Origin of the sequence: Micrococcus sp. HSID17227 (genome assembly GCF_003989405.1) — a bacterium.
In the GTDB taxonomy this organism is placed as follows: Bacteria; Actinomycetota; Actinomycetes; order Actinomycetales; family Micrococcaceae; genus Micrococcus; species Micrococcus luteus.
Genome location: NZ_RBLN01000009.1, coordinates 1 through 25,609, shown reverse-complemented (window position 1 = coordinate 25,609; position 25,609 = coordinate 1). Strand labels below are relative to the sequence as shown.

At 69.0% G+C, this 25,609-nt stretch carries 21 protein-coding genes and 2 pseudogenes; 12 read left to right on the top strand and 11 right to left on the bottom strand.

The window, feature by feature from the left end:
- The 3 genes from D8M29_RS01355 to D8M29_RS01345 all read right to left on the bottom strand — a co-directional run.
- Positions 1 to 708 (bottom strand): MBL fold metallo-hydrolase (locus D8M29_RS01355; RefSeq protein ID WP_148111509.1); only part of this gene is annotated, 708 nt, incomplete at its 3' end.
- A gap of 205 nt (positions 709 to 913) precedes the next feature.
- A complete protein-coding gene (locus tag D8M29_RS01350) occupies positions 914 to 2,029 on the bottom strand; it encodes a succinylglutamate desuccinylase/aspartoacylase family protein (protein WP_127445768.1) in 1,116 nt (371 codons plus the stop codon).
- The gene (locus D8M29_RS01345; RefSeq protein ID WP_036314387.1) at positions 2,026 to 2,556 is read right to left on the bottom strand and encodes an ATP-dependent zinc protease; all 531 of its coding nucleotides are present in this window, start codon (positions 2,554 to 2,556) and stop codon (positions 2,026 to 2,028) included. The genes D8M29_RS01350 and D8M29_RS01345 overlap by 4 nt, the downstream gene beginning before the upstream one ends.
- Before the next feature lie 27 nt (positions 2,557 to 2,583).
- Here D8M29_RS01345 and rimK point away from each other — a divergent pair, with 27 nt between their 5' ends.
- Entirely contained in the window at positions 2,584 to 3,819 is a 1,236-nt protein-coding gene (gene rimK, locus D8M29_RS01340; RefSeq protein ID WP_123243984.1) for a 30S ribosomal protein S6--L-glutamate ligase, read from the top strand.
- Positions 3,820 to 3,834: 15 nt separating this feature from the next.
- On the opposite strand, the gene D8M29_RS01335 is transcribed toward rimK, so the two are convergent.
- Together D8M29_RS01335 and D8M29_RS01330 are read right to left on the bottom strand one after the other, a co-directional pair.
- The gene (locus D8M29_RS01335; RefSeq protein ID WP_127434985.1) at positions 3,835 to 5,061 is read right to left on the bottom strand and encodes an acyl-CoA dehydrogenase family protein; all 1,227 of its coding nucleotides are present in this window, start codon (positions 5,059 to 5,061) and stop codon (positions 3,835 to 3,837) included.
- 25 nt (positions 5,062 to 5,086) lie between these two features.
- The gene (locus D8M29_RS01330; protein WP_127434986.1) at positions 5,087 to 6,262 is read right to left on the bottom strand and encodes a CaiB/BaiF CoA-transferase family protein; all 1,176 of its coding nucleotides are present in this window, start codon (positions 6,260 to 6,262) and stop codon (positions 5,087 to 5,089) included.
- A 732-nt stretch (positions 6,263 to 6,994) separates the two neighbouring features.
- Here D8M29_RS01330 and dnaB point away from each other — a divergent pair.
- Genes dnaB through D8M29_RS01305 form a run of 5 tightly spaced genes read left to right on the top strand, consistent with a single transcriptional unit; the run spans position 6,995 to position 14,952 of the window.
- Entirely contained in the window at positions 6,995 to 8,383 is a 1,389-nt protein-coding gene (dnaB, locus tag D8M29_RS01325) for a replicative DNA helicase (protein ID WP_010079804.1), read from the top strand.
- Between the two features lie 10 nt (positions 8,384 to 8,393).
- Positions 8,394 to 8,825 carry a hypothetical protein gene (locus D8M29_RS01320; protein WP_127434987.1) on the top strand — a complete coding sequence of 144 codons (432 nt, stop codon included), beginning with the start codon at positions 8,394 to 8,396 and terminating at the stop codon, positions 8,823 to 8,825.
- Between the two features lie 3 nt (positions 8,826 to 8,828).
- Positions 8,829 to 10,301: a class I SAM-dependent DNA methyltransferase gene (locus D8M29_RS01315; RefSeq protein ID WP_127434988.1), complete on the top strand. Its 1,473-nt coding sequence runs from the start codon at positions 8,829 to 8,831 to the stop codon at positions 10,299 to 10,301.
- Complete coding sequence (locus tag D8M29_RS01310) at positions 10,298 to 11,443, top strand: hypothetical protein (protein WP_127445767.1); 1,146 nt, start codon at positions 10,298 to 10,300, stop codon at positions 11,441 to 11,443. Before D8M29_RS01315 ends, D8M29_RS01310 begins: the two co-directional genes overlap by 4 nt.
- A gap of 56 nt (positions 11,444 to 11,499) precedes the next feature.
- Entirely contained in the window at positions 11,500 to 14,952 is a 3,453-nt protein-coding gene (locus tag D8M29_RS01305; protein ID WP_238692746.1) for a DEAD/DEAH box helicase family protein, read from the top strand.
- Positions 14,953 to 14,959: 7 nt separating this feature from the next.
- Here the strand turns inward: D8M29_RS01305 and D8M29_RS01300 are convergent, their stop codons facing one another.
- From D8M29_RS01300 to D8M29_RS01290, 3 genes are all read right to left on the bottom strand, one after another.
- A complete protein-coding gene (locus tag D8M29_RS01300) occupies positions 14,960 to 15,469 on the bottom strand; it encodes a hypothetical protein (protein ID WP_036338511.1) in 510 nt (169 codons plus the stop codon).
- A 230-nt stretch (positions 15,470 to 15,699) separates the two neighbouring features.
- Complete coding sequence (locus D8M29_RS01295) at positions 15,700 to 16,785, bottom strand: endonuclease NucS domain-containing protein (protein ID WP_127434990.1); 1,086 nt, start codon at positions 16,783 to 16,785, stop codon at positions 15,700 to 15,702.
- Between the two features lie 45 nt (positions 16,786 to 16,830).
- Positions 16,831 to 17,841, bottom strand: a complete 1,011-nt coding sequence (locus tag D8M29_RS01290) for a GIY-YIG nuclease family protein (RefSeq protein WP_052001142.1) — start codon at positions 17,839 to 17,841, stop codon at positions 16,831 to 16,833.
- A gap of 89 nt (positions 17,842 to 17,930) precedes the next feature.
- Between D8M29_RS01290 and D8M29_RS14445 the strand changes: the two are divergent.
- Both D8M29_RS14445 and D8M29_RS01285 read left to right on the top strand, forming a co-directional pair.
- Positions 17,931 to 18,503: pseudogene (locus D8M29_RS14445) on the top strand (GIY-YIG nuclease family protein); the annotation flags it as partial.
- 49 nt (positions 18,504 to 18,552) lie between these two features.
- Entirely contained in the window at positions 18,553 to 18,942 is a 390-nt protein-coding gene (locus D8M29_RS01285) for a hypothetical protein (protein ID WP_127434991.1), read from the top strand.
- Positions 18,943 to 19,140: 198 nt separating this feature from the next.
- Here D8M29_RS01285 and D8M29_RS01280 read toward each other — a convergent pair whose 3' ends face one another.
- The gene (locus D8M29_RS01280; RefSeq protein ID WP_194073915.1) at positions 19,141 to 19,533 is read right to left on the bottom strand and encodes a DUF6176 family protein; all 393 of its coding nucleotides are present in this window, start codon (positions 19,531 to 19,533) and stop codon (positions 19,141 to 19,143) included.
- Between the two features lie 110 nt (positions 19,534 to 19,643).
- Between D8M29_RS01280 and D8M29_RS01275 the strand changes: the two genes are divergently transcribed.
- Genes D8M29_RS01275 through D8M29_RS13935 form a run of 3 tightly spaced genes read left to right on the top strand, consistent with a single transcriptional unit; the run spans position 19,644 to position 21,013 of the window.
- Positions 19,644 to 20,255 (top strand): GNAT family N-acetyltransferase, encoded by a 612-nt coding sequence (locus tag D8M29_RS01275; RefSeq protein WP_052001145.1) that lies wholly within the window; start codon positions 19,644 to 19,646, stop codon positions 20,253 to 20,255.
- Positions 20,256 to 20,269: 14 nt separating this feature from the next.
- The gene (locus D8M29_RS13940) at positions 20,270 to 20,641 is read left to right on the top strand and encodes an alcohol dehydrogenase catalytic domain-containing protein (RefSeq protein ID WP_194073914.1); all 372 of its coding nucleotides are present in this window, start codon (positions 20,270 to 20,272) and stop codon (positions 20,639 to 20,641) included.
- 21 nt (positions 20,642 to 20,662) lie between these two features.
- Positions 20,663 to 21,013 carry a GNAT family N-acetyltransferase gene (locus tag D8M29_RS13935; RefSeq protein WP_194073913.1) on the top strand — a complete coding sequence of 117 codons (351 nt, stop codon included), beginning with the start codon at positions 20,663 to 20,665 and terminating at the stop codon, positions 21,011 to 21,013.
- Between the two features lie 55 nt (positions 21,014 to 21,068).
- Here the strand turns inward: D8M29_RS13935 and D8M29_RS01265 are convergent, their stop codons facing one another.
- Both D8M29_RS01265 and D8M29_RS01260 read right to left on the bottom strand, forming a co-directional pair.
- On the bottom strand, positions 21,069 to 22,979 hold the full coding sequence (locus D8M29_RS01265; protein ID WP_127434992.1) for a DUF262 domain-containing protein: 1,911 nt from the start codon (positions 22,977 to 22,979) through the stop codon (positions 21,069 to 21,071).
- A 284-nt stretch (positions 22,980 to 23,263) separates the two neighbouring features.
- Positions 23,264 to 23,557, bottom strand: a pseudogene (locus D8M29_RS01260) (long-chain fatty acid--CoA ligase); the annotation flags it as partial.
- A 99-nt stretch (positions 23,558 to 23,656) separates the two neighbouring features.
- On the opposite strand from D8M29_RS01260, the gene D8M29_RS01255 reads away from it, so the two are divergent.
- Entirely contained in the window at positions 23,657 to 25,231 is a 1,575-nt protein-coding gene (locus tag D8M29_RS01255) for an RNA-binding domain-containing protein (RefSeq protein WP_036337850.1), read from the top strand.
- Positions 25,232 to 25,609: the final 378 nt, after the last annotated feature.

Sequence of the window (25,609 nt, the reverse complement as noted above, 5' to 3'; positions counted from 1 at the left end):
GCTCGCGACGCCGCTGTGCCACGGCTCGCCGTGACCGGGCAGGACCGTGCCGGCCCCCGTCGCGGCGAGGGCGTCCAGCGAGCGCAGGGCGAGGCCGCTGTCGGCGGTCGCGGCCCCGGCGATGATGCGCGGGCCGCGGCGACCGGTGTAGGGGTCCAGGGTGACGAGGGCGTCGCCGGAGATGAGGACGTCCCGGTCGGGCAGGTGCAGGGCGCAGTGGCCGTGCGTGTGGCCCGGGCTCGGCACCACCACGGGGCGCCCGGGGACGGGCACCGTCTCCCCCGGGGTGAGCTCGGCCGTCGCCCTGACGCCCTTCACCGCGAGCACCCCGGCGGCCACCATCGAGCCCAGGATCGGCAGCGCGGCCGGGTGGCGGAGCGGGTAGAGCGCGCGCGGGTTCTCGTGCGCGTAGGAGTAGGGATGGGCGGCGAGGTAGTGCTCGGCGCGGTGGGCGTACACCGGGACCCCCAGCCGCTCCACGAGGCGACGCGCGGCACCGACATGGTCGAAGTGCGCGTGCGTGAGCACGAGGGCCTTGATGTCCTCCGGGCGACGCCCGAGCGCGCGCACGGCGTGCCCCAGCGGACGCCACACGGCGGGCAGGCCGGCGTCCACGAGGGTCAGCCCGTCCGTGTCCTCGATGAGATAGCAGTTCACGTTGGCGTGCTGCACGAGGTGGATGCCGGGGGCGACGGGACGGGCGGTCATGACGGAACCTCCAGGACGGTGAGCGGTCCGCACCGCCGGCCCGGCGAGGGCCTCGGCGGGCGGTTCGGACCCCCAGTGGAGCATCGGCGCGCGTGGCCGCGATAGGGCTCAGCGTCCCACGCCGCCCCGCGGCCCCGGTGAGCCCTGCGGCGGCCCCAGTGTCAGCGCGCGGGCGCGCCGGGGGCCGCCGTCGTCGTGGGGGTGCTCATGCGTCCCATCCCCCGATGTGCACGAGGGCATCGCCGCGGTGCACCAGGGGTGCCTCGGTGCGGCCGATGACCACGCCGGTCAGCTCGGCCTTCACGTGCGCGAGGCGGCGGCCGAACGAGTTGTAGAGCGCGCCGATCCGGTCCCCGGCGCTCACGCGTTCGCCGAGGGAGACGTCCAGGTGCACGAGGCCGTCCGCGCGGGCGCGCACCCACGTGGACTGCCACACCAGGTAGGGGGCGTCCTGCTCACCGTCGACGACGTCGGGGTGCACGGCGGCGGTGTCCTCGCCGGTGGCGTCGGTCGCCTCGGGCACGTCCGTGGTCCGCTCCTCGGGGACCTCGCCGGGCAGCGGACCGGGGGCGTCGACGACGGCGTCCGGCCCGGGCTCGGTGAGCCCGACGTCCGCGGGATCCACCATGTCCAGGGCGGCGAGCACACGCAGGACCCCGTCCACGCCGGGGGCGATCGCGTACTCGTCGAATCGCCAGGCCTCACCGGCCTCGTAGAGCAGCACGCGCGCGCCGGTCTCGCGGGCCGCGGCGCGCAGGGAGCCGTCCCGCAGGCGGGCATGGAAGAGCACGGGGGCGCCGAATGCCTCGGCGAGCGCGCGGGTCCGGGGGTCCTCCAGGTCGCACCGGATCTGCGGCAGGTTGGAGCGGCGGTCCGCGCCGGTGTGCAGGTCGATGCCCACGGTGCAGCGGCCGATCACCTCGGTCATCATCAGGTGCGCGATGCGCGAGGCCAGGGAGCCCCGGGCGGAGCCGGGGAAGGAGCGGTTCAGGTCGCGGCGGTCCGGCAGGTAGCGGTCCCCGGCCATCACGCCGAGCACGTTGACGATGGGCACGGCCAGCAGGGTGCCGCGCAGCTGCGTGGGCTGCAGGCGCTCCAGGACGCGGCGGACGATCTCGACGCCGGCCACCTCGTCCCCGTGGATCGCGGCGGAGACCCACACGGTGGGCCCGTCCTCGCGGCCGTGCAGCACGTGCACGGGCAGGGTGACGTCCGCGCCGGTGACGAGCTGGGAGATCGGCAGGGACAGCTCGTGGCGGCGGCCGGCCGGGATCTCGACCCCGCCGAACGCGAAGGGGGCGCGGGCGGGGCGAGGGCTCACGCGCGTCCCCGGTTCCGGCGGCGCACGCCGCGCGGCGGCTGCCCGCCCACGTACGAGGCGGCGGGGTCCACGAGGAGGCCGCCGGCGGCCAGCGCGGTGCGCCCCACGAGCATGCGGAAGCCCATCTCGTCCCGGTGGGTCAGGGTCACCTCCGCCTCGATCGTGCGGCCGGCCAAGGTCAGCGGCATCACGACGACGACGCGCTCCTGCGCCTCGCCGTTCGAGGAGCGGACCGTGCGCAGGTCGGCCACCGGCAGCTCGGCCGTCCGCGCGTCCGCCGCCGAGGTCTGCCACGGGTGCACCTCGAACCGGACCCAGGCGGCGCCGTCGCGGGTGAACCGCTCGATGCCGAAGGCGTGGAGCGCCGAGGTGCGGGCGCCGGTGTCGATCTTGGCCTTGATCCAGGGGGTGTGGGCGGCAGGCAGGCCGACCCATTCGCGCCAGCCCACCAGCCCCGGGCGAGCGGCGCCGTCGTCGGTGGGGGGCACGCCGTGGGGGGCCGGGGCCGTGTGCTTAGATTCAGACACGCCCCTCATCCTCCCAGGAAAGCGGTCATGAAGCTCGCCATCCTCTCCCGTTCCCTGCGCGCCTACTCGACGCAGCGCCTCAAGACCGCGGCGCTCGAGCGCGGCCACCAGGTGAAGGTCCTGGACACCCTGCGCTTCGGCATCGACCTCAGCTCGGACGAGCCCGATCTGATGTTCCGCGGCCGCCCCCTGTCCGGCTACGACGCCGTGCTGCCGCGCATCGGCAACTCGGTGACCTACTTCGGCACCGCCGTGGTGCGCCAGTTCGAGCAGATGGACGTCTACACGCCCAACACGGCCGCCGGGATCATGAACTCGCGGGACAAGCTGCGGGCCACACAGATCCTCTCCCGCCACGAGATCGACATGCCCGCCACCGTGTTCGTGCGCAACCGCGGCGAGGTGTCCACGGCGATCGACATGGTGGGCGGGGCGCCCGTGGTGATCAAGCTGCTTGAGGGCACCCAGGGCATCGGCGTGATCCTGGCGCCGACCAAGAAGGTGGCCGAGGCGATCATCGAGACGCTGCACGGCACCAACCAGCAGGTGCTCATCCAGCGGTTCGTGGAGGAGTCCAAGGGCACGGACATCCGCGCGCTCGTGGTGGGGGACCGCGTGGTGGCCGCGATGCGCCGCCGGGCCCAGGGGGACGAGTTCCGCTCCAACGTGCACCGCGGCGGCACCGTGGAGCGCGTCGAGCTCTCGCCCGAGTACGCGGAGACCGCCGTGCGGGCGGCCCACATCATGGGCCTGCGGGTGGCCGGCGTGGACATGCTCGAGGGCGAGCACGGCCCGCTGGTCATGGAGGTGAACTCCTCGCCGGGGCTGCAGGGCATCGAGGCCGCCACGGACCTGGACGTGGCCGGCGCGATCATCGACTACGTGGCGGACCAGGCCGGCTTCCCGGACATCGACGTGCGCCAGCGCCTGGCCGTGTCCACCGGGTACGGGGTCGGTGAGATCACCGTGCACGCCGGCTCCGGCTGGGTGGGCCAGTCCATCGAGGACTCCGGGCTGCTCGCGAAGGACCTGCAGGTGCTCACCCTGCACCGCGGCACCTGCGTGTTCCCCAACCCCGCGGACACCAAGGTCCTCGAGGAGGGCGACCGGCTGCTCTGCTTCGGCAAGACCGAGAACATGCGCGCCCTCATCCCCGCCCGCGCCCGCCGCCCCAAGCGCGTGCGGAAGCTGCCGGCCACCCCGATCCTCGCGTCCGTCGCCGAGGAGGCCCCGGCGCCCGAGGCGCCCGCCGACGACGCCTGAGCCCGGGCGCGGGGCTCAGCGGGCCGGGGCGAACGCGCCGATGCCCGTGAGGTGCCGGCCGAGCGTCAGCTGGTGGACCTCGTCCGTGCCCTCGTAGGTGCGCACGGACTCGAGGTTGTTCGCGTGCCGCAGCGGCGAGTGCTCCAGGGTGATGCCGTTGCCGCCGAGCATCTCGCGGGCCTCCCGCGCGATGCCGATGGCCACGCGGCAGTTGTCCAGCTTGCCGGCGGAGATCATGGCGGGGGTGAGCGGGCCGGCGTCCTTGGCGCGGCCGATCTGGTGCGCCAGCAGGTAGCCCTTGCCGATGGCCACGGCCATGTCCGCGAGCTTGGCCTGCGTCAGCTGGTGGGAGGCCAGCGGCACCCCGAACTGCTGCCGCTGCATCGCATAGTCGAGGACGGCGTCGAAGGAGTCGCGGGCGGCGCCCATCGCGCCCCAGATGATCCCGTAGCGGGCCTCGTTGAGGCACTGGAAGGGGCCCTTGAGCCCGACGGCGGAGTCGGCCGGCAGCATCGCCGAGGCGGGCAGGCGCACGCCGTCGAGGTGGATCTCGCACTGCACCGAGGCCCGCATGGACAGCTTCTGGGTGATCGCCTCCGCGCGGAAGCCGGGGGTGTCCGTGGGGACCACGAAACCGCGCACCCCGCGCCCGTCGCCGGGCTCACCGGTCTGCGCCCAGATGATCGCGACGTCGGCCAGCGTGGCCAGCCCGATCCACCGCTTGACCCCGTCGAGCACCCAGTCGCCGCCGGGCTCCTGGCGGGCCGTCGTCGTCATGGAGGCCGGGTCCGAGCCGGCGCCCGGCTCGGTGAGGCCGAAGCAGCCGACCGCCTCGCCGATGGTCATGCGCGGCAGCCACTGCGCCTTCTGCTCCTCGGAGCCGTGCTTGTGGATCGCGCCCATCGCGAGCGAGCCCTGCACGGAGACGAAGGTGCGCAGGCCGGAGTCGCCGGCCTCGAGCTCCTGGGCGGCGAGGCCGTACTCCACCGCCGAGCGGCCGGGCATGCCGTGGCCCTCGTAGGGCATGCCGAGCACGCCGAGGCGGCCCAGCTCGGGGACGATCTCGCGCGGGAACACGGCGTCGTCGTACCAGCGGGCGATGTGCGGGCGGATGTGCTCGTCCACGAAACCGCGCACCTTCAGTGCGACGGCCTTCTCCTCGGCGGAGAACAGGGAGTCCAGGCCGACGACGTCGGCGCGGCCGAGGAACGAGTCGGCTTCGGCGTGGAACGGGGTGGTCATGGCGGGGGTCCTCTCTGCGGGGTGGTCAGCGGGCGTCGAGCCAGGTGTTGACGGCCGCCGTGTCCGCACCGAGCGCGGGGGGCGCGTGACGCGGGTGCGCCACGGGCGGGTCCCACTGCACCGGGTGGCGGAACTGCCGGCCGGCGGGGGCGCCGGAGCGGTCCTGGACCTCGACGGTCGGCTCGAGGCCGAGGGACTCGGCCAGCTCGACGCCCTCGGCGACGGTGGACACGAGGCCGACCGGGAGCCGCTCGGCCTGCAGCACGTCCCGCCAGTGGGCCGCCGTCTCGGCCGAGAGCGCGTCCTCCAGGGCGGTGCGCAGCTCCTCGCGGTGCTCGACCCGGTCCGTGTTCGTGGTGAAGCGCGGGTCCTCGGCGAGCTCGGGGACGCCGAGGGCCGCGGCGAAGGTGCGGAACTGCGCGTCGTTGCCGATGGCGACGGCGAGCGGCGCGTCCCGACACGCCAGCAGCTGGTAGGGGGCGATCGAGGGGTGGTCGTTGCCCATCCGCCGCGGGACGACGCCGGCGCCGAGCCAGGCCTGGCCCTGGTTGGCGAGCGCCCCCTGCAGCGAGGAGAGCAGGTTCAGCCGCAGGTGCGCGCCCTCCCCGGTGCGCTCGCGGCGCAGCAGGGCGGCGAGCACGCCGGCGGTGAGGTCCTTGGCCGTGAGCACGTCCACCAGGGCGACGCCCGCCTTCATCGGGGCGTCCGGTTCGCCGGTGATGCTCATGAGCCCGCCCGCGGCCTGGACGATGAAGTCGTAGCCGGGCAGGTCCCGGCCCTCGCGGTCGCCGAAGCCGGAGACGGCGGCGTAGACCACGGACGGGTTCTCCCGCGCGACGTCGTCGTAGCCCAGGCCGAGGCGCTCCATGGTGCCGGGCTTGAGGTTGTGGACCACGACGTCGGCCCGGGCGGCCAGGGCGGCGGCCCGCCGCTGGTCCTCGGGGTCCTTCAGGTCCCAGCCGACCGACTCCTTGTTGCGGTTCGCGGACTCGAAGTAGGTGGCGCCCGTCACCGAGCGGGGCGGGGCCCAGCCGCGGGTGTCGTCGCCGCGCTCGGGGTGCTCCACCTTGATGACGCGCGCCCCGAGGTCCGCCAGCGTCATGGTGGCGAGCGGGCCGGCGAGGACGCGGGAGAAGTCGGCGACGAGAACGCCGTCGAGGGGGAGCGAGGCCGGGGAGGGGGCGGTGGTGGCCGGGGGCACGGCGGACTCCTCACTGTGGCGGACGACACGACGACGGGTTCCACCCAAGCACCGTGCTCGCGTTCCGTCCAATGACTCTGGGGCGGGTCACTGACGTGCGTGAGTCATCGGTGCCGGGCGGTCCGGGGCGGCCGGGAGAGGTGGGCACGGGGAGGACCCGGGGCCGTGCGCAGACGCTGTCAACTTCGCCGTCCCCAGATCGGGGCACCTTGTCCACAGGAGTTGTCCACAGATGTGGAGGGTGTGGACGACGGTGTGGATAGGCGTGTACCAGGCGGTGTGATGAGGGTGCAAACGAGGGTGCTGTCAAGTTGGATTGACGGGGCCGAAAGGGGGGTGGAGAATCTTCCTCCACAGCTCTGGGGATCGCATCGTCCCAGGTCAGAGCGGGATTATGGGAGCGGTCGAGCGGTTGTCCCCAGCGCGGTCCCCAGGCGATCCACACGACACGCCGCCGAATCCACACGTTATCCACAAGGCCTGTGGGAAACGCGGTTGCCCAGCCTCCACGGCGCGCGTAGTGTCGCGTGGTATCCCCAACGCGAGGGCGGGTATTGGCCGCAGGTGACCACTGACAGGCGCGCATCCGCTCGGACCGTCGCCCCGGGGACCGTCGCACCGTCCGCCTGCAGGAGGATGCGGCGGCACGGGCGGTGACAACAGAGGAATCAGGGCCGGGAAGACCGGCGAGGGCCGCCGTCGTGCGGGCTGTGGGAAGGGAGTCTCCGGACGTTGACTGAGAACTACGGAGACTCGGGCTCCTACGACGGCGGCCGTTCCTCTGAACGCTTCCTGCCGCCCCAGGACCTGGAGGCGGAGCGGTCGGTGCTGGGCGGCATGATGCTCTCCAAGGACGCAATCGCGGACGTGGTGGAGCTGTTGCGCGGCCACGACTTCTACCGGCCCAGCCACGAGATGATCTACGAGGCGATCATCGACCTCTACGGCCGCGGTGAGCCCGCGGACGCCGTCACCGTGGCGGACCTGCTGAACAAGCGCCAGGAGCTGAGCCGTGTGGGCGGCCCCGCCGTGCTGCACGAGCTCATCCAGTCCGTGCCCACCGCCGCCAACGCGAGCTTCTACGCGGAGATCGTGGCGGAGAAGGCCGTCCTGCGCCGCCTCGTGACCGCGGGCACCAAGATCACCCAGCTGGGGTATCAGGGAGACGGCGAGGTCGAGGAGATCGTCAACGAGGCGCAGTCCGAGATCTACAAGGTGGCGGAGAACCGCCAGTCCGAGGACTACGTGCGCCTCGCGGAGATCATGGAGCACGCCGTCGACGAGATCGAGGCGGCCGGCAACCAGGGGGAGGGCCTGACGGGCGTCCCCACCGACTTCTACGACTTCGACGAGCTGACGCAGGGCCTGCACGGCGGCCAGATGATCGTGATCGCGGCGCGCCCCGCCGTCGGCAAGTCCACGCTCGCGCTGGACTTCGCGCGGGCCGCGGCCATCCACCACAACATGGCCACCGTGTTCTTCAGCCTCGAGATGGGCAAGAACGAGATCGCCATGAGGCTCTTGAGCGCCGAGGCGACGATCGCGCTGCAGGACCTGCGCAAGGGCACCATCCGGGACGACCAGTGGTCCAAGATCGCCGCGACCGTGGGGCGGCTGAACGAGGCGCCGTTCTTCATCGACGACTCCCCGAACATGACCATGATGGAGATCCGCGCCAAGTGCCGGCGGCTCAAGCAGAAGAACAACCTCAAGATGGTGGTGCTGGACTACCTGCAGCTCATGAGCTCGGGCAAGAAGGTCGAGTCCCGTCAGCAGGAGGTCGCCGAGTTCTCGCGTGCCTTGAAGCTGCTGGCCAAGGAGCTCGACGTGCCGGTGATCGCGTTGAGCCAGTTGAACCGTGGGTCTGAGCAGAGGACGGACAAGCGGCCGCAGGTGTCTGACCTGCGCGAGTCCGGGTCGATCGAGCAGGACGCGGACATGGTAATCCTGCTGCACCGCGAGGACGTGTACGACAAGGAGTCCCCGCGCGCCGGCGAGGCCGACCTGATCGTGGCCAAGCACCGCAACGGGCCCACGAAGACGATTGTGGTGGGGTTCCAGGGGCATTACAGTCGCTTCAGCAACCTCGCACAGGATGGCGGGGGTTCGGGCGGGTTCTAGGAGGAGCTGGGTGGAGATCGAAAAGTTCGACAACGAGTCGAGTGAGAAGGCTATTGATTATAGCCACCATGAGCACGGATACCTGATCCCCGACCCCAGGAGCCTTGATAGCAGGCGACTCAAGCTTCAGGCACGGCACATCCGACGTCAGCTTGACGCGCTTGAGGCATCCGCCAAGGTGGGCTATGATCTGACGCTTGCTTTCGTTACCAGCTCTTTTACAAGCGGCCTCTTCGCGTTGCTTTCTGGTTTTTTCCTTCCTGCTGGTCAGCAGGCCATCTGGGCCATCGGTGTCATTCTCCTCCTGGCAGCTATTTTCGGGGGGGTCGCTCTTGGGAACCGAAAAGAGTTTAAGGATCGTAAGAAGGCTGAATACCTAAGAAAGGTTCTGGCTGACTACGAAGACGAGATTGAGGACAGGGATAATCGCGGTAGCATGTGACCCGTGATTACCGGAGCGCTCAAGAACCAGGTCGACCGCGTCTGGGACGCCTTCTGGACGGGCGGCATCAGCAACCCGCTGGAGGTGATCGAGCAGATCACCTACCTGCTCTTCCTCCGTCGCCTGGACGAGAGGCAGGCGCAGGCTGAGGCCAAGGCGCGGCGCACGAGCCAGCCGGTGGAGAACCCGGTCTTCGGCCCTGAGCAGCAGCATCTGCGCTGGCAGCAGCTGAAGAACGAGTCCGCGGAGACGATGTTCTCCCGCATGGACCGGGAGGTGTTCCCGTTCCTGCGGCAGCTGGGCCAGCAGGTGGGCGGTGAGGACTCCACGTACGCGCATCACATGCGGGATGCCCGGTTCACCATCCCGAACGCACGCATGCTCTCCACTGCGGTGGATCTGATCGACCAGCTGCCGATGGGCAACCGAGACACCACCGGTGACCTCTACGAGTACCTGCTCTCGAAGATCGCCTCGGCGGGCGTCAACGGCCAGTTCCGCACGCCGCGGCACATCATCGACCTCATGGTTCAGATGACGGCACCCACCCCGGATGACGTCATCGTGGACCCGGCCTGTGGCACGGCGGGCTTCCTCGTGGGTGCGGCGGAGCACCTCCGGGAGACGCACCCGGACATGTTCTACAACGCGCATGCTCGCCTGCACTTCAACCGGCGGATGTTCCACGGGTACGACTTCGACAGCACCATGCTGCGCATCGCGAGCATGAACATGCTGATGCACGGGGTGGAGGCCCCGGACATCGCGTACCGGGACTCCCTGGCGCAGGGGGCCAGCGACGACGACGCTGGCAAGTACAGCTTGATCCTCGCCAATCCCCCGTTCGCCGGCTCGCTGGATGCCGCGGGAGTGAGCGCGGATCTGCAGCGTGTGGTGAAGACGAAGAAGACGGAGCTGCTGTTCCTGGCCCTGTTCCTGCGGCTGTTGAAGCCGGGGGGCCGTGCGGCGGTGATCGTCCCGGACGGGGTGTTGTTCGGCTCCACGAAGGCCCATAAGGACCTGCGGAGGATGCTGGTCGAGGACCAGCGCCTGGAGGCTGTGGTGAAGCTCCCCTCGGGCGTGTTCAAGCCGTATGCGGGGGTCTCGACGGCGATCCTCTTCTTCCAGCGCACGGATTCCGGGGGCACGGACGACGTGTGGTTCTACGACGTCCGTGCGGACGGGTTCAGCCTGGACGACAAGCGGAACCCGACCGAGGCGAACGACCTGCCGGATGTGCTGCAGCGCTGGCAGGACTTGGCAGGTGAGAAGGACCGGCCGCGGACCGCGCAGTCCTTCCTGGTGCCCAAGGCGGACATCGTGGAGCAGGGGTACGACCTCTCGATCAATCGGTACAAGGAGATCGAGGTCGAGGAGGTCGAGCACCGGGACCCGCTGGAGATCCTCGCGGACCTCGAGAAGCTCGACGCGGAGATCGCCGCGGGGACCGCCGAGCTGAAGGCGATGCTGCAGTGAAGACGGTGGGAGATCTGCTCTTTGAAATTTCGGAACGCCCCGGGGGTCATGAGGAAATTCCGGTTCTTACTCTGACGGAGAAGAGGGGGTTCGTTCTTCAGGGTGAGCGTTTCAGCAAAAGGCTTGCGACAGAGGACACCTCAAGATATAAGCTTATCCAGCCTGGGACTTTTGCATTTAATCCATACTTGCTGTGGGCTGGCGCTCTCGCAATGAATGACCTAGGTTTCAGTGGGGTGGCGAGCCCCCTCTATCCGACATTTAGGGTGCGAGAGGGGCTGGATGAATCCTATGTCTACAGGATTCTCTCTGCTCCAGGGATGGTGGCGAGGTATGATTCAGTTGCATTTGGCAGTGTGCCGAGGAGGCGTCGCACATCGGTAAAAGATTTTGTGAGTCTCCACGTTCCCGAACTGCCGTCACTCGATGAGCAGCGGCGCATCGCGGCGATCCTGGACCGGGCCGATGCGCGGCGGTCGCGTCGCCGTGCGCAATTGCGAGGGCTGAATCTGTTCATACATGCGGTATTCCAGGATTTCTCCCGACAGGCTCCGGGGGAACTGGTGCCAGCTTCTGAAGCATGGTTGTCTCTTCGCAATGGGCAGTCACCCGACCGAGGGGGACTGCATGAAGAAGATGTTCTCACGCTCTCATCGGTTACTCAATCTCGATTTGATCCAAGGCTTATCAAGCGTGGGGCATTTAGAGAGGTTCCCTCAGGGGCGAAACGTGTCCATCTTGATGATTTTCTCCTGGCGCGTGGGAATGGAAATAAAAATCTTGTCGGCGTGGGGGTATTTTCTGGGAAATCTGGCGAGGGGATTGTTTTTCCGGATACGGTGATCGCTGCCGAGCTGGATACTTCGAGAGTGGATCCTCGATTTTTCGAGGCGGCGTGGGGTCAACCCTTTGTTCGTCGGCAGATCCTTTCTGCGGCCCGGACGACCAATGGAACATTCAAGGTCAATCAGAAGGCGCTCGGTCAGGTCATGATTCCTATCCCACCCGTCTCCGTCCAGCGCGAGTTCGCCGCCGTCGTCGCGAAGATCGACGCGCAACGGGAGCGGATCGAGCGGGCGCTGGCCCTCGAGGACGAGCTGTTCGCGTCCCTGCAGTACCGGGCATTCCGCGGCGAGCTGTGAACCCGGCAGGATAGAGCCCAGCCGCAGCGTGGCGGCGTGCACCGAAGGAGGAGCCGATGGCAAGCAACATGGACTGGGTGGCGCAGGCGCTCCCCGCCGTCCATCGGGATGCCGCCCAGGCCGAGGCCTACCTCACCACGGACCCGCGCGCCGCCGCCTTCTACGCCCGACGCTCCGTCGAGCGGATCGTGGAGTTCCTCTACGCCACCCGTGGCCTGGACGACCCCTACAGCACCGACCTCGCCGGCCGCATCAACGCCCCCGCCTTCAGCACGCTTGCCGGGCGGGGCATCGTGGACAAGCTGAACTTCCTCCGCAAGGCGGGGAACAACGCCGTCCACAAGGACCTCGCCCTGGACTCCCGGGCTGCCCTGACGATCCTCCGTGAGCTCTTCCACGTGCTCGTCTGGACGGCCTTCCACCACGGCCCCCACCCCGAGGCCGTCCCCACCAAGGCGCAGTTCGACCCCGCACGGGCCCCGCGCCAGGCAGCCATGCCCGTCGAACAGCTCGACGCGGTCATCGCCCGGCTCAAGGCCCAGGACGAGGCCAACGCCCGCCTTCGCGAGGAGAGCGAGCAGCAGGCCGCTGCCTACGAAGCGGAGATCGCCGCCCTGCGGGAGCAGATCGCCGCCGCCCAGGCAGCCGCGGCTGCCAGTGAGCTCACCGACCTCCACGCCTACGACTACGCCGAGGCCGAGACCCGCACCCTCTACATCGACCTGCTCCTCCACGAAGCCGGGTGGCCCCTCGACCAGGACCGCGACCGCGAATACCCCGTCACCGGACTGCCCACCCAGGGCGGCACCGGCCGGGTGGACTACGTCCTCTGGGGTGCCGACGGCCTTCCCCTTGCCGTCCTCGAGGCCAAGCGCACCACCCGTAGCCCCCACGAAGGCCAGGAGCAGGCCCGCCGCTACGCGGACGCCCTCGAAGCGCAGTACGGCCGCCGTCCGCTGATCTTCTACAGCAACGGCTACGAGCACTGGCTCTGGGATGACGCCGCCTTCGGCCCCGCTGGGGGCTACCCACCCCGTGAGATCGAGGGGTTCCTCACGGCAGACGAACTCGAGCGGCTCATCCAGCGCCGCACCGCTCGCCAGGACCTCGCCACCGTGCTTCCCAAAACCGAGATCGCCGGGCGCCCCTACCAGCTCGAGGCGATCCGCGCCGTCGGCGAGGCCTTCACCGCCCGCCAACGCGACGCCCTGCTCGTCATGGCCACCGGAACCGGCAAGACCCGCACCGCCATCGCCCTCGTCGACCAGCTGCTGCGTGCCAAGTGGGTCAAGCGCGTCCTCGTCCTCGCCGACCGCACCGCCCTGGTGAAACAGGCCGCCGAGAACTTCACGAGGCACCTGCCGCACGAGACCGTCGTCAACCTGCTCAATGACAGGACCGCCGAAGGGCGTATCTACGCCGCCACCTACCCCACCATGCTCAACCTGCTCCAGCGCGACGGGCAGGACGGACCCCGCCGCTTCGGCGCGGGGCACTTCGACCTCGTGATCATCGACGAGGCCCACCGCTCCGTCTACCAGAAGTACGGGGCCATCTTCGACTGGTTCGACTCCCTCCTGATCGGCCTCACCGCCACCCCCAAGGACGAGGTGGACCGCAACACCTACCGCCTCTTCCACCTCGAAGACGGCGTCCCCACCTTCGCCTTCGACCTCGCCGAGGCCGTGGAGCAGGGCTACCTGGTGCCGCCGGAGGGGGTGTCTGCCGGGACCGAGTTCCTCCGCCGGGGCATCCGCTACGACGACCTCTCCGAGGAGGAGAAGGCCGAGTGGGATGCCCTCGACTGGGGCGAGGACGGACCTCCGGAGAACGTGGACTCCCAGGAGATCAACGCCTTCCTCTTCAACGACGACACCGTGGACAAGGTGCTCGAGCTGCTCATGGAGCGCGGGCAGAAGGTGGCCGATGGAGACCGGCTGGGGAAGACGATCGTCTTCGCCAAGAACCAGCGGCACGCCGAGTTCATCGAGCGCCGGTTCAACGAGCGCTTCCCCGAACTGGGCGGCGGCTTCGCCCGCGTGATCACCAGCAAGACCGCCTACAGCGGCGCCCTGTTGGACGACTTCTCCGACCCGGACAAGATGCCCCAGATGGCCATCAGCGTGGACATGCTCGACACCGGCGTGGACATCCCCGACGTGGTCAACCTCGTGCTGTTCAAGGTGGTCCACTCCAAGACTAAGTTCTGGCAGATGCTCGGCCGCGGCACCCGCCTGCGCCCTGACCTCTTCGGTCCTGGGCGGGACAAGACCTCCTTCACCGTCATCGACGTCGGCGGAAATCTCGAGTACTTCAACCAGGACCTTCCCGAACGGGAAGCATCCCAGCCGAAACCCCTCACCCAGCAGATCTTCGAGACGCGGGCCGCCGTCGTCGCGGCTCTGGATGCACAGACCGAACCGGGGAGCGAACGGGAGGCGACAGCCGACGCCGTGCGCCGCAGTCACGCCGACTGGCTGCACTCCTATGTGGCGGCCATGCCCGGGCAGAACCTCCTGGTGCGCAAGCACCGGCGTCAGGTGGAGCGCTGGTCCGACGCCGCAGCCTGGGGGCGCGTGAGCGCCGAGGACGTCCAGGAACTCGCCGAGCACGTGGCAGGACTGCCCTCCGCGGTGCGCGACCCCGACGAGGCCGCCAAACGCTTCGATCTACTCACCCTGCGCTGGCAGCTCGCCGACCTGGACCAGGACCTCACCACGGCCGAACGGTGCCGAACGGCGATCCAGGACATCGCCGGGGCTGTGTTGAGCCAGGTGCGCATCCCCGCTGTGAAGCAGAAGGAGGACCTGCTGTCCCGCGTGGCCGAAGACCTCTGGTGGGAGGACGCGGGGCTCGCAGACGTCGAGGCCCTGCGCGAGGGTCTGCGTGACCTCGTGGCATTGCTGCCCCGGCGAACCTCGTCCCCCGTCTACACCGACTTCGTGGACACCCTCCTGGACTCCAGTGAAGTGGTGATCGTGCCGTCCAGGCCCGGCATGGACTGGGAGCGCTACCGGCGGAAGGCGAGGGCCTTCCTGCAGGGCGAGCGGGACACCCTGGCTCTGCGGAAGCTTCGCGGCAATCAGCCCTTGACGGAGGCGGACCTGGACGAGCTCGGCCGCATGCTGGTGGAGGCAGGCGGGTCGGAGCGTCCCGAACTGGACTGGGTCCGCGACCAGGCCGGGGACGAACTCGGTGTGTTCATCCGAGGCCTGGTCGGCCTGGACCGCAGCGCCGCCGAGGAGGCCTTGGCAGGCTTCCTGGATGAGGGGCGGTGGAACGCTGACCAGATCCACTTCACTCGCATGCTCGTGGACGACCTGGTCCGCAACGGTGTGGTGTCTCCTGGGCGCCTCTACGAGGACCCCTATCTGGCGATGGGTGGGGTGGACGCCGTGTATCCCGGCGAGGCGGCCGACGCCGTGGTGGCCGTGTTGGCCGACGTCCGGCGGCGGGCCGAGGTGGAAAACGGCACCGGGGCGCCGTCGAAGGCAGGAAGCGCGGCGTAGCGGGTGACTACTTCCGGAGGGCCCGCTGAGCGATCTGTGGCAGAAGCTGGCCGACCTGCCTAAGACCGTCTGGGCCAGCGATGGCAGTAACTGCGACGACGCCGGCTGTGCCTATGGCAAGGCCCGCAATAGTTACGGCCGCGTTCATTCCCCCATGCGTCAGGCCGGCGAGAAAGCGCCGGTTCTCTTCATCTTTGGCGTTGGCGCGCTCAATGAGGTCGTCCACCATGGCCATCAGATGGTCGCGGTCCTCCCGCGTGAGGTCCGGCTTGTCGAGCTCCCTTTCGATGACCTCCATCTTCTTCCTGAGAAGCCAGTCGTGTGTCTGACGGCTCTGCTCATTCGTCTCCAGCGTCTTGATGGACGCTGCCCGCACGGCGTCCAGGGCCTCGCGCACAGTGGCAGGGAAGTCGAGGGCATTCTCGAGGCGAATCCGCCACTCCCGAGGGTCGAGGTGTCCCTGAGGCCTGTCGTCGCCGGAGGTGTCCTCCGGCTGCTCGCCGTCCGTTCGCGTCATGGTCCAAGCATGCCGCAGGGCTCGGCGCGTGGGTACCAGCTGTGGCACCTGCTCAGCAACGGGCTGAAGGGACGAGTGTCAGGATGCGCGGCCTACACTCGGCCTCCTACATGGTGCCAGTCAGACCTGAGGTCCCCCCGTGTGGCAGTGGCAAGCTGCGGGGCCTCGGACATGGATCGCTCACATTCGAGGCGTCAAGGCCATCTGTCGCCGTGGTCACGTCGGGTGGTCTACCCCCGCCGGGACTGGGGGCTCTCAACGTCGAATTCCTCCGCCAGGCGAGCAAGCGTGAACTCCTGGCGGAGCTTGCAGGCGCTGTTCTGGTTGGCGAACATGCCCTTCTCCCAGTAGGCCTCCGAGGCGGGCCTGGTGTCGATCCACCGCACGGGGAGCACCCATTCGGTGTTGTCGTCACTAGCTTCGGAGGCGTGGCGGTACTCGCCCTTCAGGGGGAGAGCATCAAGTGCTTGCTCGCCCTCGGCTGTGGGCAGGATGGCCTCGTCGAAGCGCATCGCGGGCCCCGTCGTCTTCCCGACACCCACGTAGCCCGTCTGCGGGATGTGGACCCAGATGCGGGCGCCCACAGGGACGTTGCGCAGGGTCCGTGTGTAGAATCGCCCGCCGCCAGCAGAGACGAAGCCGTAGCGGCGGGCGTCCTCCCATTCGCGGTCGTAGACCACGTACCAGTCGACCCCGTTCCATGCTGCCTTTTTCGCGCGGTCCGTGGCGGCGGTGGACGCAGCGGTCGTCTCGTCGGAGCTGACGAGCCACGAACGGGCGAGGTACCGGCGATCCTCGTCCTCGAGATAGGAGAAGAAGACGGCGTTGATGGGGACCCCGAAGGTGCGCAGGTAGGCCACGATCCGTTCGGAGCTGCTGTCCAGGGTGGCGGCCACGATGGTCAGGCGCTGCTCGCCGTTGAGCTCGTCCGGAAGGCTCGAACCGAAGGTCTCGTCGAAGGCGGTCTCCAGGTCCGTGCCGAGGTGACGCCGTGCGATGTCCCGGATCTCCTCTCGCGGGAGCTGGGAGGTCCACGAGGCGTAGTCGAGGATCTGGGCCACCACTGCTCGGGGAGTGCGGTCGCGCTTCAGCTCGAGGACGTGGAGATTGCCCTCCCCGTCCATCGCGAGGATGTCGATGCGGGTGCCGTAGGGCGTGGGAACCTCGCGTCCGATCACCAGCAGCGGCTCACCAAGGAGCGTGGGGTCCTTGACGAGGAACCGCTGGAGCTCGGCCTCCGAAGGCATGCGGGCCTGGTCCAGCGGACGGGGTGCACCGTGCTGGTCCATGCGCCACATCTTCATCTCGACGGGCATGGTGGTTACTCCTCAGTCCGCTGCATGGAATCGAATTTCATCCAATCACGAGCCGGGGCGAGCCGCTCGGTCGTTTCCGGCCGTGGCCCACTCGTCCAGCACGTCCCCGATGTGCGCGAACGCCGCGTCGGCGAGGGCCCAGCTGTGGGCTCGAGAGAACATCGCCCGTCCCTTCCGCAGCTGCGAGAGAGCCAGCTTGCGTGCGGCGAGGAGCACTGCGGGGTGGCCGAGGAGAACGCCGATGTCCTCCCACCCGTGAACGGCGGTGGTCCACACCGGGCCAGTCGTGCGATAAGCGGTCTGAAAGAAGAGGGGGCGGAGTTCGTCGTCGATCTCCAAGGAGTCGTGGACGTTCAGAACCATGGTCTGCTCCCACTCGCCGTCCTCGGTCCGGGCCTCGTAGAGGTACAGCATCTCCACCTTCTGGATGCTCAGGGTCGCGAACCGGCGGTGGCTCCGCGCACGGTTCGTGGAGGGCCACGCGCTGAGCACCCATCCGCGCCCTTCCGTCTCCGTGGGGAGGGGGATCACGTAGTACAGGTAGCCGGCGATCGAGTCGACGGCCTCCGCGAGATGCGGGTGCTCCCGGACCGGTTCAGGGAGGCGCCCTCTGTCCGTGCGTCGTCGGGCGCGGGCCTCAACGATCCGCTGCGGGGCGATCTCCCGCTCCACGTTCATGGGATCATCCCCGATCCACGCGGCCTGTTCCTCCTGGGTGACGATGAAGTCGAGGGGGGAGTCTCCGAATGGCTGGGCGAGCAGCGTGCGGTTGCGAAGGCGGACGTCTGCGCGTCGCTTCTCCGTGATCATGGCCTGTTCGACCCGATCCAACTCCTCCGGAGGCACCGGGGTGAAGTTCACGGCCACGATGTCCTGCCACCGCCGGCGGTGGCTCGCGAACCGGGTGGCGGGATGGATGCTTTGGCCCACGTACTGATCCCCGTTCGAGAACTCGAGGACGTAGATCCCAGGGCCGACCCCGTCTTCGAAGATCAGCGAAGGTGCCAGCCCTGCTGGGGTCTCCCAGCGGCGGAACGGCAACGGGGCGGAGACCATGGGGCCATGATGCCGTGCTGTGGCGAGCGGGGCACCCCGAGCACAGCTGTGGGCCGCTAACGCGTCCGGCTGTTCGCCACCATGGAGCCATGACGTACGAACTGACGCCGGCGCGCATGGACGCGGCCGTCCAGGACGCGGTGCGCACTCTGGGCCACGGGCCGGTGTTCGAGCTGCATCTCTTCGGGGACGGTGGCCCGGAGTGGGGCGTGACCGGTTGGTCGGAGGAGGGCGGCGCTGTCCCGGACGCCCCAGGCCTCTACGCCGTGTACGCGAAGGACGTGTCCCGTGTGCGTCGAGAGCTCGGACCTGAGGTGCCGGTGGGGGCGGACGGCTTGTTGTACGTCGGCAAGGCCGAGCGGAGTCTGGCCGCCAGGGATGTGCGGCAGCACTTCGGCACGGGCAAGACCGGCCGGTCCACCGTGCGCAGGACGTTCGCAGCGCTGCTGGAGCACTCGGCGCTCCTCTGGCCGGTGCCGCGGGCCGGGGGCAAGCCTTCCAGCAAGAGTCCGGCGACCTTCGACCTCAGCGAGCGCTCGGAAGAAGCGCTGACCAGGTGGATGGTCGACCACCTGGTCCTTCGCGTCTGGGTGCCCGAAGTGCCCGTGGCCCTCGGTGACGTCGAGAAGCACGTGATCACGGCGTGGCGCCCGCCGCTGAACCTCACCCACGCAGGCCCCCCGCCCCCACATCAAGGCAGCTCGAGCCTGGATGGTCGCACTGGCCGCTGCGCAGGAAGAAGCAGAAGAGGGGCGACTCCCGGAAAGCTGGGAGCCGACGACGGTCGGGGATCTGCTCCGCGAGCACCCCGAGCAGTACGGGCTCCGAGGGTCCGTCGGCCTGTGGACCGAACTCCGGGTGCGGTTCGCGCGTGAGCCGCCGCCGGCGTCGCGTGACGAGCTCAAGGGCCTCGTGGACGGGGCGATCGACGAGATCCTCACCGAGGCCACGCCCTATGACCGAGTGAGCGTGAACATGGACCGCTGCAACGTGGGCGGCATGAGCCAGGCGCTGATCCACCTCCCGTGGTGGCGGGAGACCGCCGTGCCGATGATCCTCGACCGCTGGCAGAAGTGGGCCGATGCACGCGGGAAGGGCTGACGGGTACAGAACCCGGCTTACAGTCGGTTCATCCCTCGGCGGGACGACCGTCGGACGCTGATGGCCACCCTCGTGCGCGCGCTGAGGACTGGCGGTCCGACCCGGCCGACGACGTCGGTAACCCTGCCGCGAGCGTCACCCCGGCCCTGCCCACGGAGCGGCTGCGCCCGGTGGGGTGAGGATGCTCGGCGCAGTTCGTCAGGAAGCGTCCACACCGGCGTCTCTTAGGTAACGATCCGGCCCGATCGTTGCACATGCGGATCCATGCGAACGGATCGGGCGTTGGGCTGTTGTCTTACAGTCCAGCGGCCGCATGGCCGCCTCGACCCGCTCCGGGGTCACGTGCACCTCCGGGGCGAGGTCTTGAGGGGTGAAGTCCGGGTCGATGCACTCCTGCCAGAAGACCACGTGCTGCTCGTCCAGCCAGTGGGCGGACGCCCGCGCATCTGCAGCGCCCTCCCCCTGCACCGAGTACCAAGACAGGTACGTCACCCCGTCCACCACCTCGGAGAAGATCGTCTCCACGTACATGCGCTCCGGCTCCAGCGTCTCCCGGAACGCCTTGGGGTCGCACAGGGGAAGTCCATCCACGCCCGGGCGCGCTCCTCCTTGCCGGGCACCACGCGGAAACGGGCCAGCTCGATCCTCATGCCCCGAGCGTAGGGGCGGGGCCCCATCACCCGTGCCGCTACCGTGACCCCATGCCCACCCCCTTCGCCGCCCTCGCCGCGCGCCGCGGCGTCGCCTTCCCGCTGCGCGCCGAGCGCCTGACGCTCACCCCGTTCGCCGCTGACGATGCGACCGCCGTCTTCGCCTTCTGCCGCCTCGAGGAGGTCTGGACGTGGACGTCAGGGCGGGCCGGCTCGGCCGACGAGCTGCGGGAGCAGTACCTCGCCACCGGCGACCGGCTGACGGTCCGCGTGGATGAGGCGATCATCGGCGTCGGGAAGCTGGCCGTGCAGGACGCGTGGAGCCAGGGCGGGCCACGCGAGGAGGCCCGGAACGCGCAGGCGGAGATCGGGTGGACCATCGACCCGGCTCACGCCGGACGGGGCTACGCCACCGAGCTCGCCGGCGCCCTGCTGGAGATCGCCTTCACGGGCCTGGGCGTGCGACGCGTGGAGGCGGAGGCCTTCGCAGACAACGCGCCCAGCCTGCGCGTGATGGAGAAGGTCGGCCTGCGTCACGAGGGCACCTTCCGGGAGGAGTCGCTGCACCTCACCCGCGGCTGGGTCGACGGCGTCACCTACGCGCTGCTCGCCTCCGAGTTCCGCGCGCGGGGGAGACTTCTCCGCGACATTCCCTGGACCTGACGAGAGGACACCCCATGACCACCGAGACCCCCACCCTCACCGCCCCCGAGATTCCCGCCACCATGAAGGCCGTCGTCATCCGCGCGCCGGGCGACGTCGTCGTGGAGACCGTGGAGACCCCGCGCGTCGTGAAGCCCGCGGACGCGGTCCTCAAGCTGGCCGCCGCGTGCGTGTGCGGATCGGACCTGTGGCCCTACCGCGGCCACAACGAGGTGGACCACCGCCGCATGGGCCACGAGTACGTGGGCACGATCGTGGAGAAGGGCGCGGAGGTCGCCACCCTCGAGCTGGGCGACTTTGTGATCGGCTCGTTCATGCTCTCGGACAACACGTTCGATATCTGCCAGGCCGGTTACCAGTCCCGTTGCGCCGACGCGGGCTCGTAGACGGGCAGCCAGGCTCAGTACATGCGCGTCGAGCTCGCGGACGGCTCCCTCGTGAAGGTGCCCGGCGGCGAGCCCTCGGACCCGGACCGCCTGGCCGACTACCTGGCTGCCTCGGACGTGCTCGGCACCGGTTCGTACGCCGCCGTCGCCGCGCAGGCCCGCGCCCTGCTGGACCTCGCCTTCACCGGCCTGGGCGTGCGCCGCGTGGAGGCGGAGGCCTTCGCGGACAACGCGCCCAGCTTGCGCGTCATGGCCAAGGTGGGGCTGCGCCACGAGGGCACGCTCAAGGAGGAGCCGCTGCATCTCACCCGCGGGTGGATCGACGGCGTCACCTACACGATGCTCGCCTCCGAGTACCGCGCGCAGAGCTGAGCCGTCTCCTCATGAGCCGGTCCGAGAGCGGTGGGCCAGTTCGCCTCCGATAGGATCAGAGGGTCCTGTCCGGTGTCGGCTCGCCCCCAATGGAGACACCGCCCGTCGATGCCGCTGGCTCATTGAAGTTCGCGGGTGCATCCGTTGATTCGGAATCAACGTCCCAGTCGCGAACGACGGACTTGCCCATGGCGCTCTCAATGAGGTCCACGAGTCGACGGCGACGATCCTGGAAGTAGCCGTCGAAGTCCCCTGCCCGGAGAAACGCCGGGTCAATCGCATGGGTCGCAATCTGCGCGTCCACCTGTTCCGCACTGAGGCCCTTCGCATCCAGGCGGTCGATGTAGACGGCGGGTGAGTCGCCCCGCAGGCGGATGTTTGTCTTCTTCGCCAGAGGAGTCTTGTTGATGATGCTCTCGCGTCGCCAATACTCGATCGCGTTGTCCTCGCACCACTTCTTGGGGAAGACATGATGGATGTCGACCTGCAGCTCGTCATACGACTGGAAGTCAAGCTTCTGATCCAACATCCAGTCCTTCACGGGGGTCTGCTGCGCCATGATCAGCGCGTAGAGGCCCTTGTAGGCGGCGGACTGCCGTGAGCGCAGAGAACCGAGACGTGACTCCGCGAAGCTGGCGCGGATGATGGCCTCCGGAGTGGTAGAGCTCTTGGCCAGAGACCAATCGGGCAACTGCTCCGCGTCCTTGGCCAGCTGGGTCGTGATCGTAGACCCGTAGAGCTCGCCCAGAACTCCGCACCAGAACCATTGGTTCAAGCGCGCGCGCACCGCGTGCTCTTCAGCTCGCTCGCCCAGCAGGGTGGTGACGATCATCAACGAAACGACCTGCGAGCTGTACGGGATGCCCCGACTCTCATGGATGTGGAGATCGCGGAGATGCCTGGCCACCCTAGGCAAGGCTTCCCGCAGCTGAGGAGCCCAGGTCCGGTAGTCGTCCAGACTCATGCTGAGGATGTCTTCACGGCGGGCGCTGGTCTGGGGCACCTGCTTGCCCGTCTTGCCGGCGGCCAGGGCTGTGCGGCGCTTGGACAGGGTGATCAGCACGGAGACAGCCATGAGGAAGTCTGTGCTCCTCATTTCTTTGAGCACCGGGTACTTGTGGAGCACCTCCTCGGTGCGCGCCCAGTCCTCAGCCAGACGGAAGTCCTCGCCCGTCTCCTTGAAGTAGGCGCCGTCGCCCGCGAAAGTGGCCGTGAGGAGCTCGAAGACGTCGAGGCGCAGACCGCCCGTGTTCACCTTCTCGAAGACGGTGGCGACAGCGTCCTTGGAGATGTCCTTGTCGAGTTCGATGGCGGACACCTTGTACGTCTGCACGGACTGGGCCACGGTCGAGAGGAACTGCTGGGTGACGGCCATCCGCTCCGGGGCGCCCTGCTGGTAGCCCATCATCCACGCGAAGCAGCGTGCACTGTCGAAGAGGACCGTGGCAGGCATGAGTCCCGCCGCGTGCTGCTTCTCCTCCGTCGTCACGTCCAGCACGACGTCTCGGCCGATGTTCCCCGTGACGATGCCCGAGTCCGGCAGAGACACGACGGCGTCCTCCTGTTCCCGGACATCGCCCAGTGCCTTGACCACGTCCACGAAGTATCGGCGCCTCAGCTTGTGATGGCGCGCGTCTTCCGTGTCCACCACGCCATCCCCCGTGAGGGCCTGCACCATCGATGTGGTGCGCTGCTGACCGTCCAGAAGAAGGAGTTCGGGCTCCTTCAGGCCCTCGTGGCCGATACCGGTGATGGGGCGCGGCTTGAAGCGGACATTATGACCTCCGGTCTTGAGGGTCATGATGACGCCCATGGGGTGCCCGCGGAGGATCGTGACCAGCAGGGACCGGATGCGCTCGTCGTCCCACCGATAAGGCCGCTGGAAGTCGGGGAGCTGAAGCTCGCCGCACTGAGCCTTGTTCAGCAGTTCGACGATCGTGTACTGGGGGGTCTGGAAGGTCGACACGGGATTCCATTCCGTCGAGGTCTCGGACCACGGGCGTATCGCGTGGGACGCGCCCTCCGGGAGCCGGGTTCATCCACCATGGCGCCCACGTGGTGAGTCTGAGCCTACTGAAAGCCGTCAGCGACCCCAGCGCTGTCGGCGCTCCCCGTGGCGTCGCCGATCGCGCCGTCGCCGCGCGCGGACCGCGCGTTTCGGTAAGAACCTGAGCCGACGGCCCAGGTTCTGACGGAAACCTGCGGTCCTGTGGACCAAGAGCCCGGGCCCTGCCCGGGGCCGGCCCCGCCTCACTGCGCCGTGGCCAGCTCCCGCTTGAGGATCTTCCCGGTCGCCGTCTTCGGCAGGCCGTCCATCGCCACCACGCTGCGCGGGTACTTGTACGGCGCCACTTGGGACTTCACGTGCGCGACGAGCTCCTCTTCGGTCGCGGTCGCGCCGGGCGCCAGCGTCACGTAGGCGGCCACCTCCTCGCCGAGCTCCGGGTGCGGCACGCCCACCACGGCGGCCTCCGCCACCGCCGGGTGCTCGTAGAGGACCTCCTCGATCTCCTGCGGGTACACGTTCATGCCGCCGCGGAGGCGCACCTCGTCCAGGTTTTCGACGTCGCCGGGGTCCGGGTTGAACGGTCGTCACGGGAAGCGCCCGTCATGACACTGACACCATGACTTACAGTTGTCACTGTGAACTGGTCCTCTGATCATCTGACGGCCACCCTCGACGCCCTCCGCGCGCGTCGTGGCGACACCACCTCGGTCGAGGTCAAGCGGGCCACGGGCGGCGTCCCCTCCCTGCCGGAGACGCTTTGCGCCTTCGCCAACATGCCCGCCGGTGGAACCGTCATCTGCGGCGTCGACGAGGCGCACGGCCAGTTCCGCGTGGTGGGCGTGCCCGACGTCGCCGCACTGGAGGCGGGGCTCGTGGCCCAGGCACGCGAGGCCGTGACGCCCAGCCCGACCCTCCTGCCCCAGGTCTTCCGCCTGGACGGGAAGGACGTGCTCGTCGCCCACGTGGTGCCCCTGCGCCTCACGGACCGGCCCGCAACGGTGCGAGGGCAGGCCTATCTCCGCCAGTCCGACGGCGACTACGTGATGCACGCGCACGAGCTGCGCATGCTGGAGGTCGCCAAGCTCCACGCCGACGAGCGCGTGGACTACGACGTCAAGCCCGTCACCGGGATGAGCGAGGAGGACCTGGTCCCCGAGCTCGTGACCGACTACGTGGCGGCCGTGCGCGAGCGGGACCGCCGCCTCCGTGACCGCACGCACCAGGAGATCCTCCGCCAGACCAACGTCCTCACCGCCGCCGGGGAGCCCACCCTGGCCGGCCTCTACGCCCTCGGCGACTACCCGCAGGGCCGCTATCCGGGGCTCACCGTCACCGCCGCCGTCCAGGTGCGCGGGGGAGAGGGGCAGGCGCGCAGCCGCAACCTCACGGACTTCACCGGCCCCGTCCCCGTGCTGCTCGACGAGGTGATGGCCTGGGTGCGCCAGAACCTCGGGACCGAGCACGTGTACCGCCCCGACGGTCAGCTCGAGCGCCGCCCCGAGCTCCCGCTCGCCGCCGTCCGTGAACTCCTCGGCAACGCCCTCGTGCACCGCGACCTCGGCCCCGACACCCTCGGCGCGGGCAAGGCCATCCAGGTGCGGCTCACGGACCGGGCCCTGTTCATCCAGAGCCCGGGCGGCCTCCGCGGAGTGTCACTCACCCAGCTCGAAAGTGACGAACACGCCCAGGCCGCCGTCAATCAGCGGCTGTACCAGATCGCCAAGAAGCTCACGACGCCGGACGGCGCCTCCGTCATCGAGGGCGAGGGCGGCGGCATCCACGAGGTGTTCCGGTCCGCTCGGCAGTGGGTGCTGGACCGGCCTCAGCTCATCGACACGGGCGTCCAGTTCAAGGCTCTGCTCTGGCGGCCGCGGCCCGAGGGGGCTCGGCCGAGTTGGCGGGAGCCTGCCGTGGAGGTCGCGACGACGTCCCCCGCGGAGGTGACGCCCGGGGCGAAGGCCGGGACACCGTCGTCGGCCGTGCCGCCCAGCTCCGCGCCCACCCGCCACGAGGGGCGCGTCCTCGGTGCCCTGGCCGCGGGGGAGGCGGTGGGCATCCGCGACCTGGAGGAGGCCACCATGCTGACCGCGCGGCAGATCCGCTACGCGCTCCGCCAGCCGCTGCTCGACGGGCTGGTGGAGATGACCGGCGGTCAGGGCCACAAGGACACCCGGTACCGACTGGTGTCGGCCAGAGGGGCGGGAGACTGACACTGCCGCTCTTGAGAGCCCCCCTTGGTGGTCGACTGTGAGTCTGAAGTGTCAATCTGTCGATGTGGATCCGTCCCATGAGCAGAATGAGGTCCTATGCCGCACTCTGATCCGGTTCCCGAGCCGTTCGTCCTGACTCTTGGGTCGGTGCTCGACGCCGCTGGCCTGGACCCGCACGAGGTTCTTGCCATCCATCACACATACAAGGCGGATGGGCTTCCCTCGCGGGCCGCGGCCACGCCCGAGCGCGTGGGTCAAGTCCCTGGAAGTGGTGTAACCGTCTTCGAGGTTGTAGGGGGCTTGTACCTGTCAGGTCTGCAGGGTCGGCATCACCTCCGTGCTCATCACGGTCTCTTGCTCCGTGGTCAGGGGCTCACG

Bases quoted from the DNA above. Each gene is read 5' to 3' on its own strand.
- rimK (WP_123243984.1), top strand. From the start codon at position 2,584: ATGAAGCTCGCCATCCTCTCCCGTTCCCTGCGCGCCTACTCGACGCAG.
- D8M29_RS01335 (WP_127434985.1), bottom strand. From the start codon at position 5,061: ATGACCACCCCGTTCCACGCCGAAGCCGACTCGTTCCTCGGCCGCGCC.
- D8M29_RS01305 (WP_238692746.1), top strand. From the start codon at position 11,500: ATGGCAAGCAACATGGACTGGGTGGCGCAGGCGCTCCCCGCCGTCCAT.
- D8M29_RS01300 (WP_036338511.1), bottom strand. From the start codon at position 15,469: ATGACGCGAACGGACGGCGAGCAGCCGGAGGACACCTCCGGCGACGAC.
- D8M29_RS01295 (WP_127434990.1), bottom strand. From the start codon at position 16,785: ATGCCCGTCGAGATGAAGATGTGGCGCATGGACCAGCACGGTGCACCC.
- D8M29_RS01290 (WP_052001142.1), bottom strand. From the start codon at position 17,841: ATGGTCTCCGCCCCGTTGCCGTTCCGCCGCTGGGAGACCCCAGCAGGG.
- D8M29_RS01285 (WP_127434991.1), top strand. From the start codon at position 18,553: ATGGTCGCACTGGCCGCTGCGCAGGAAGAAGCAGAAGAGGGGCGACTC.
- D8M29_RS01275 (WP_052001145.1), top strand. From the start codon at position 19,644: ATGCCCACCCCCTTCGCCGCCCTCGCCGCGCGCCGCGGCGTCGCCTTC.
- D8M29_RS13940 (WP_194073914.1), top strand. From the start codon at position 20,270: ATGACCACCGAGACCCCCACCCTCACCGCCCCCGAGATTCCCGCCACC.
- D8M29_RS13935 (WP_194073913.1), top strand. From the start codon at position 20,663: ATGCGCGTCGAGCTCGCGGACGGCTCCCTCGTGAAGGTGCCCGGCGGC.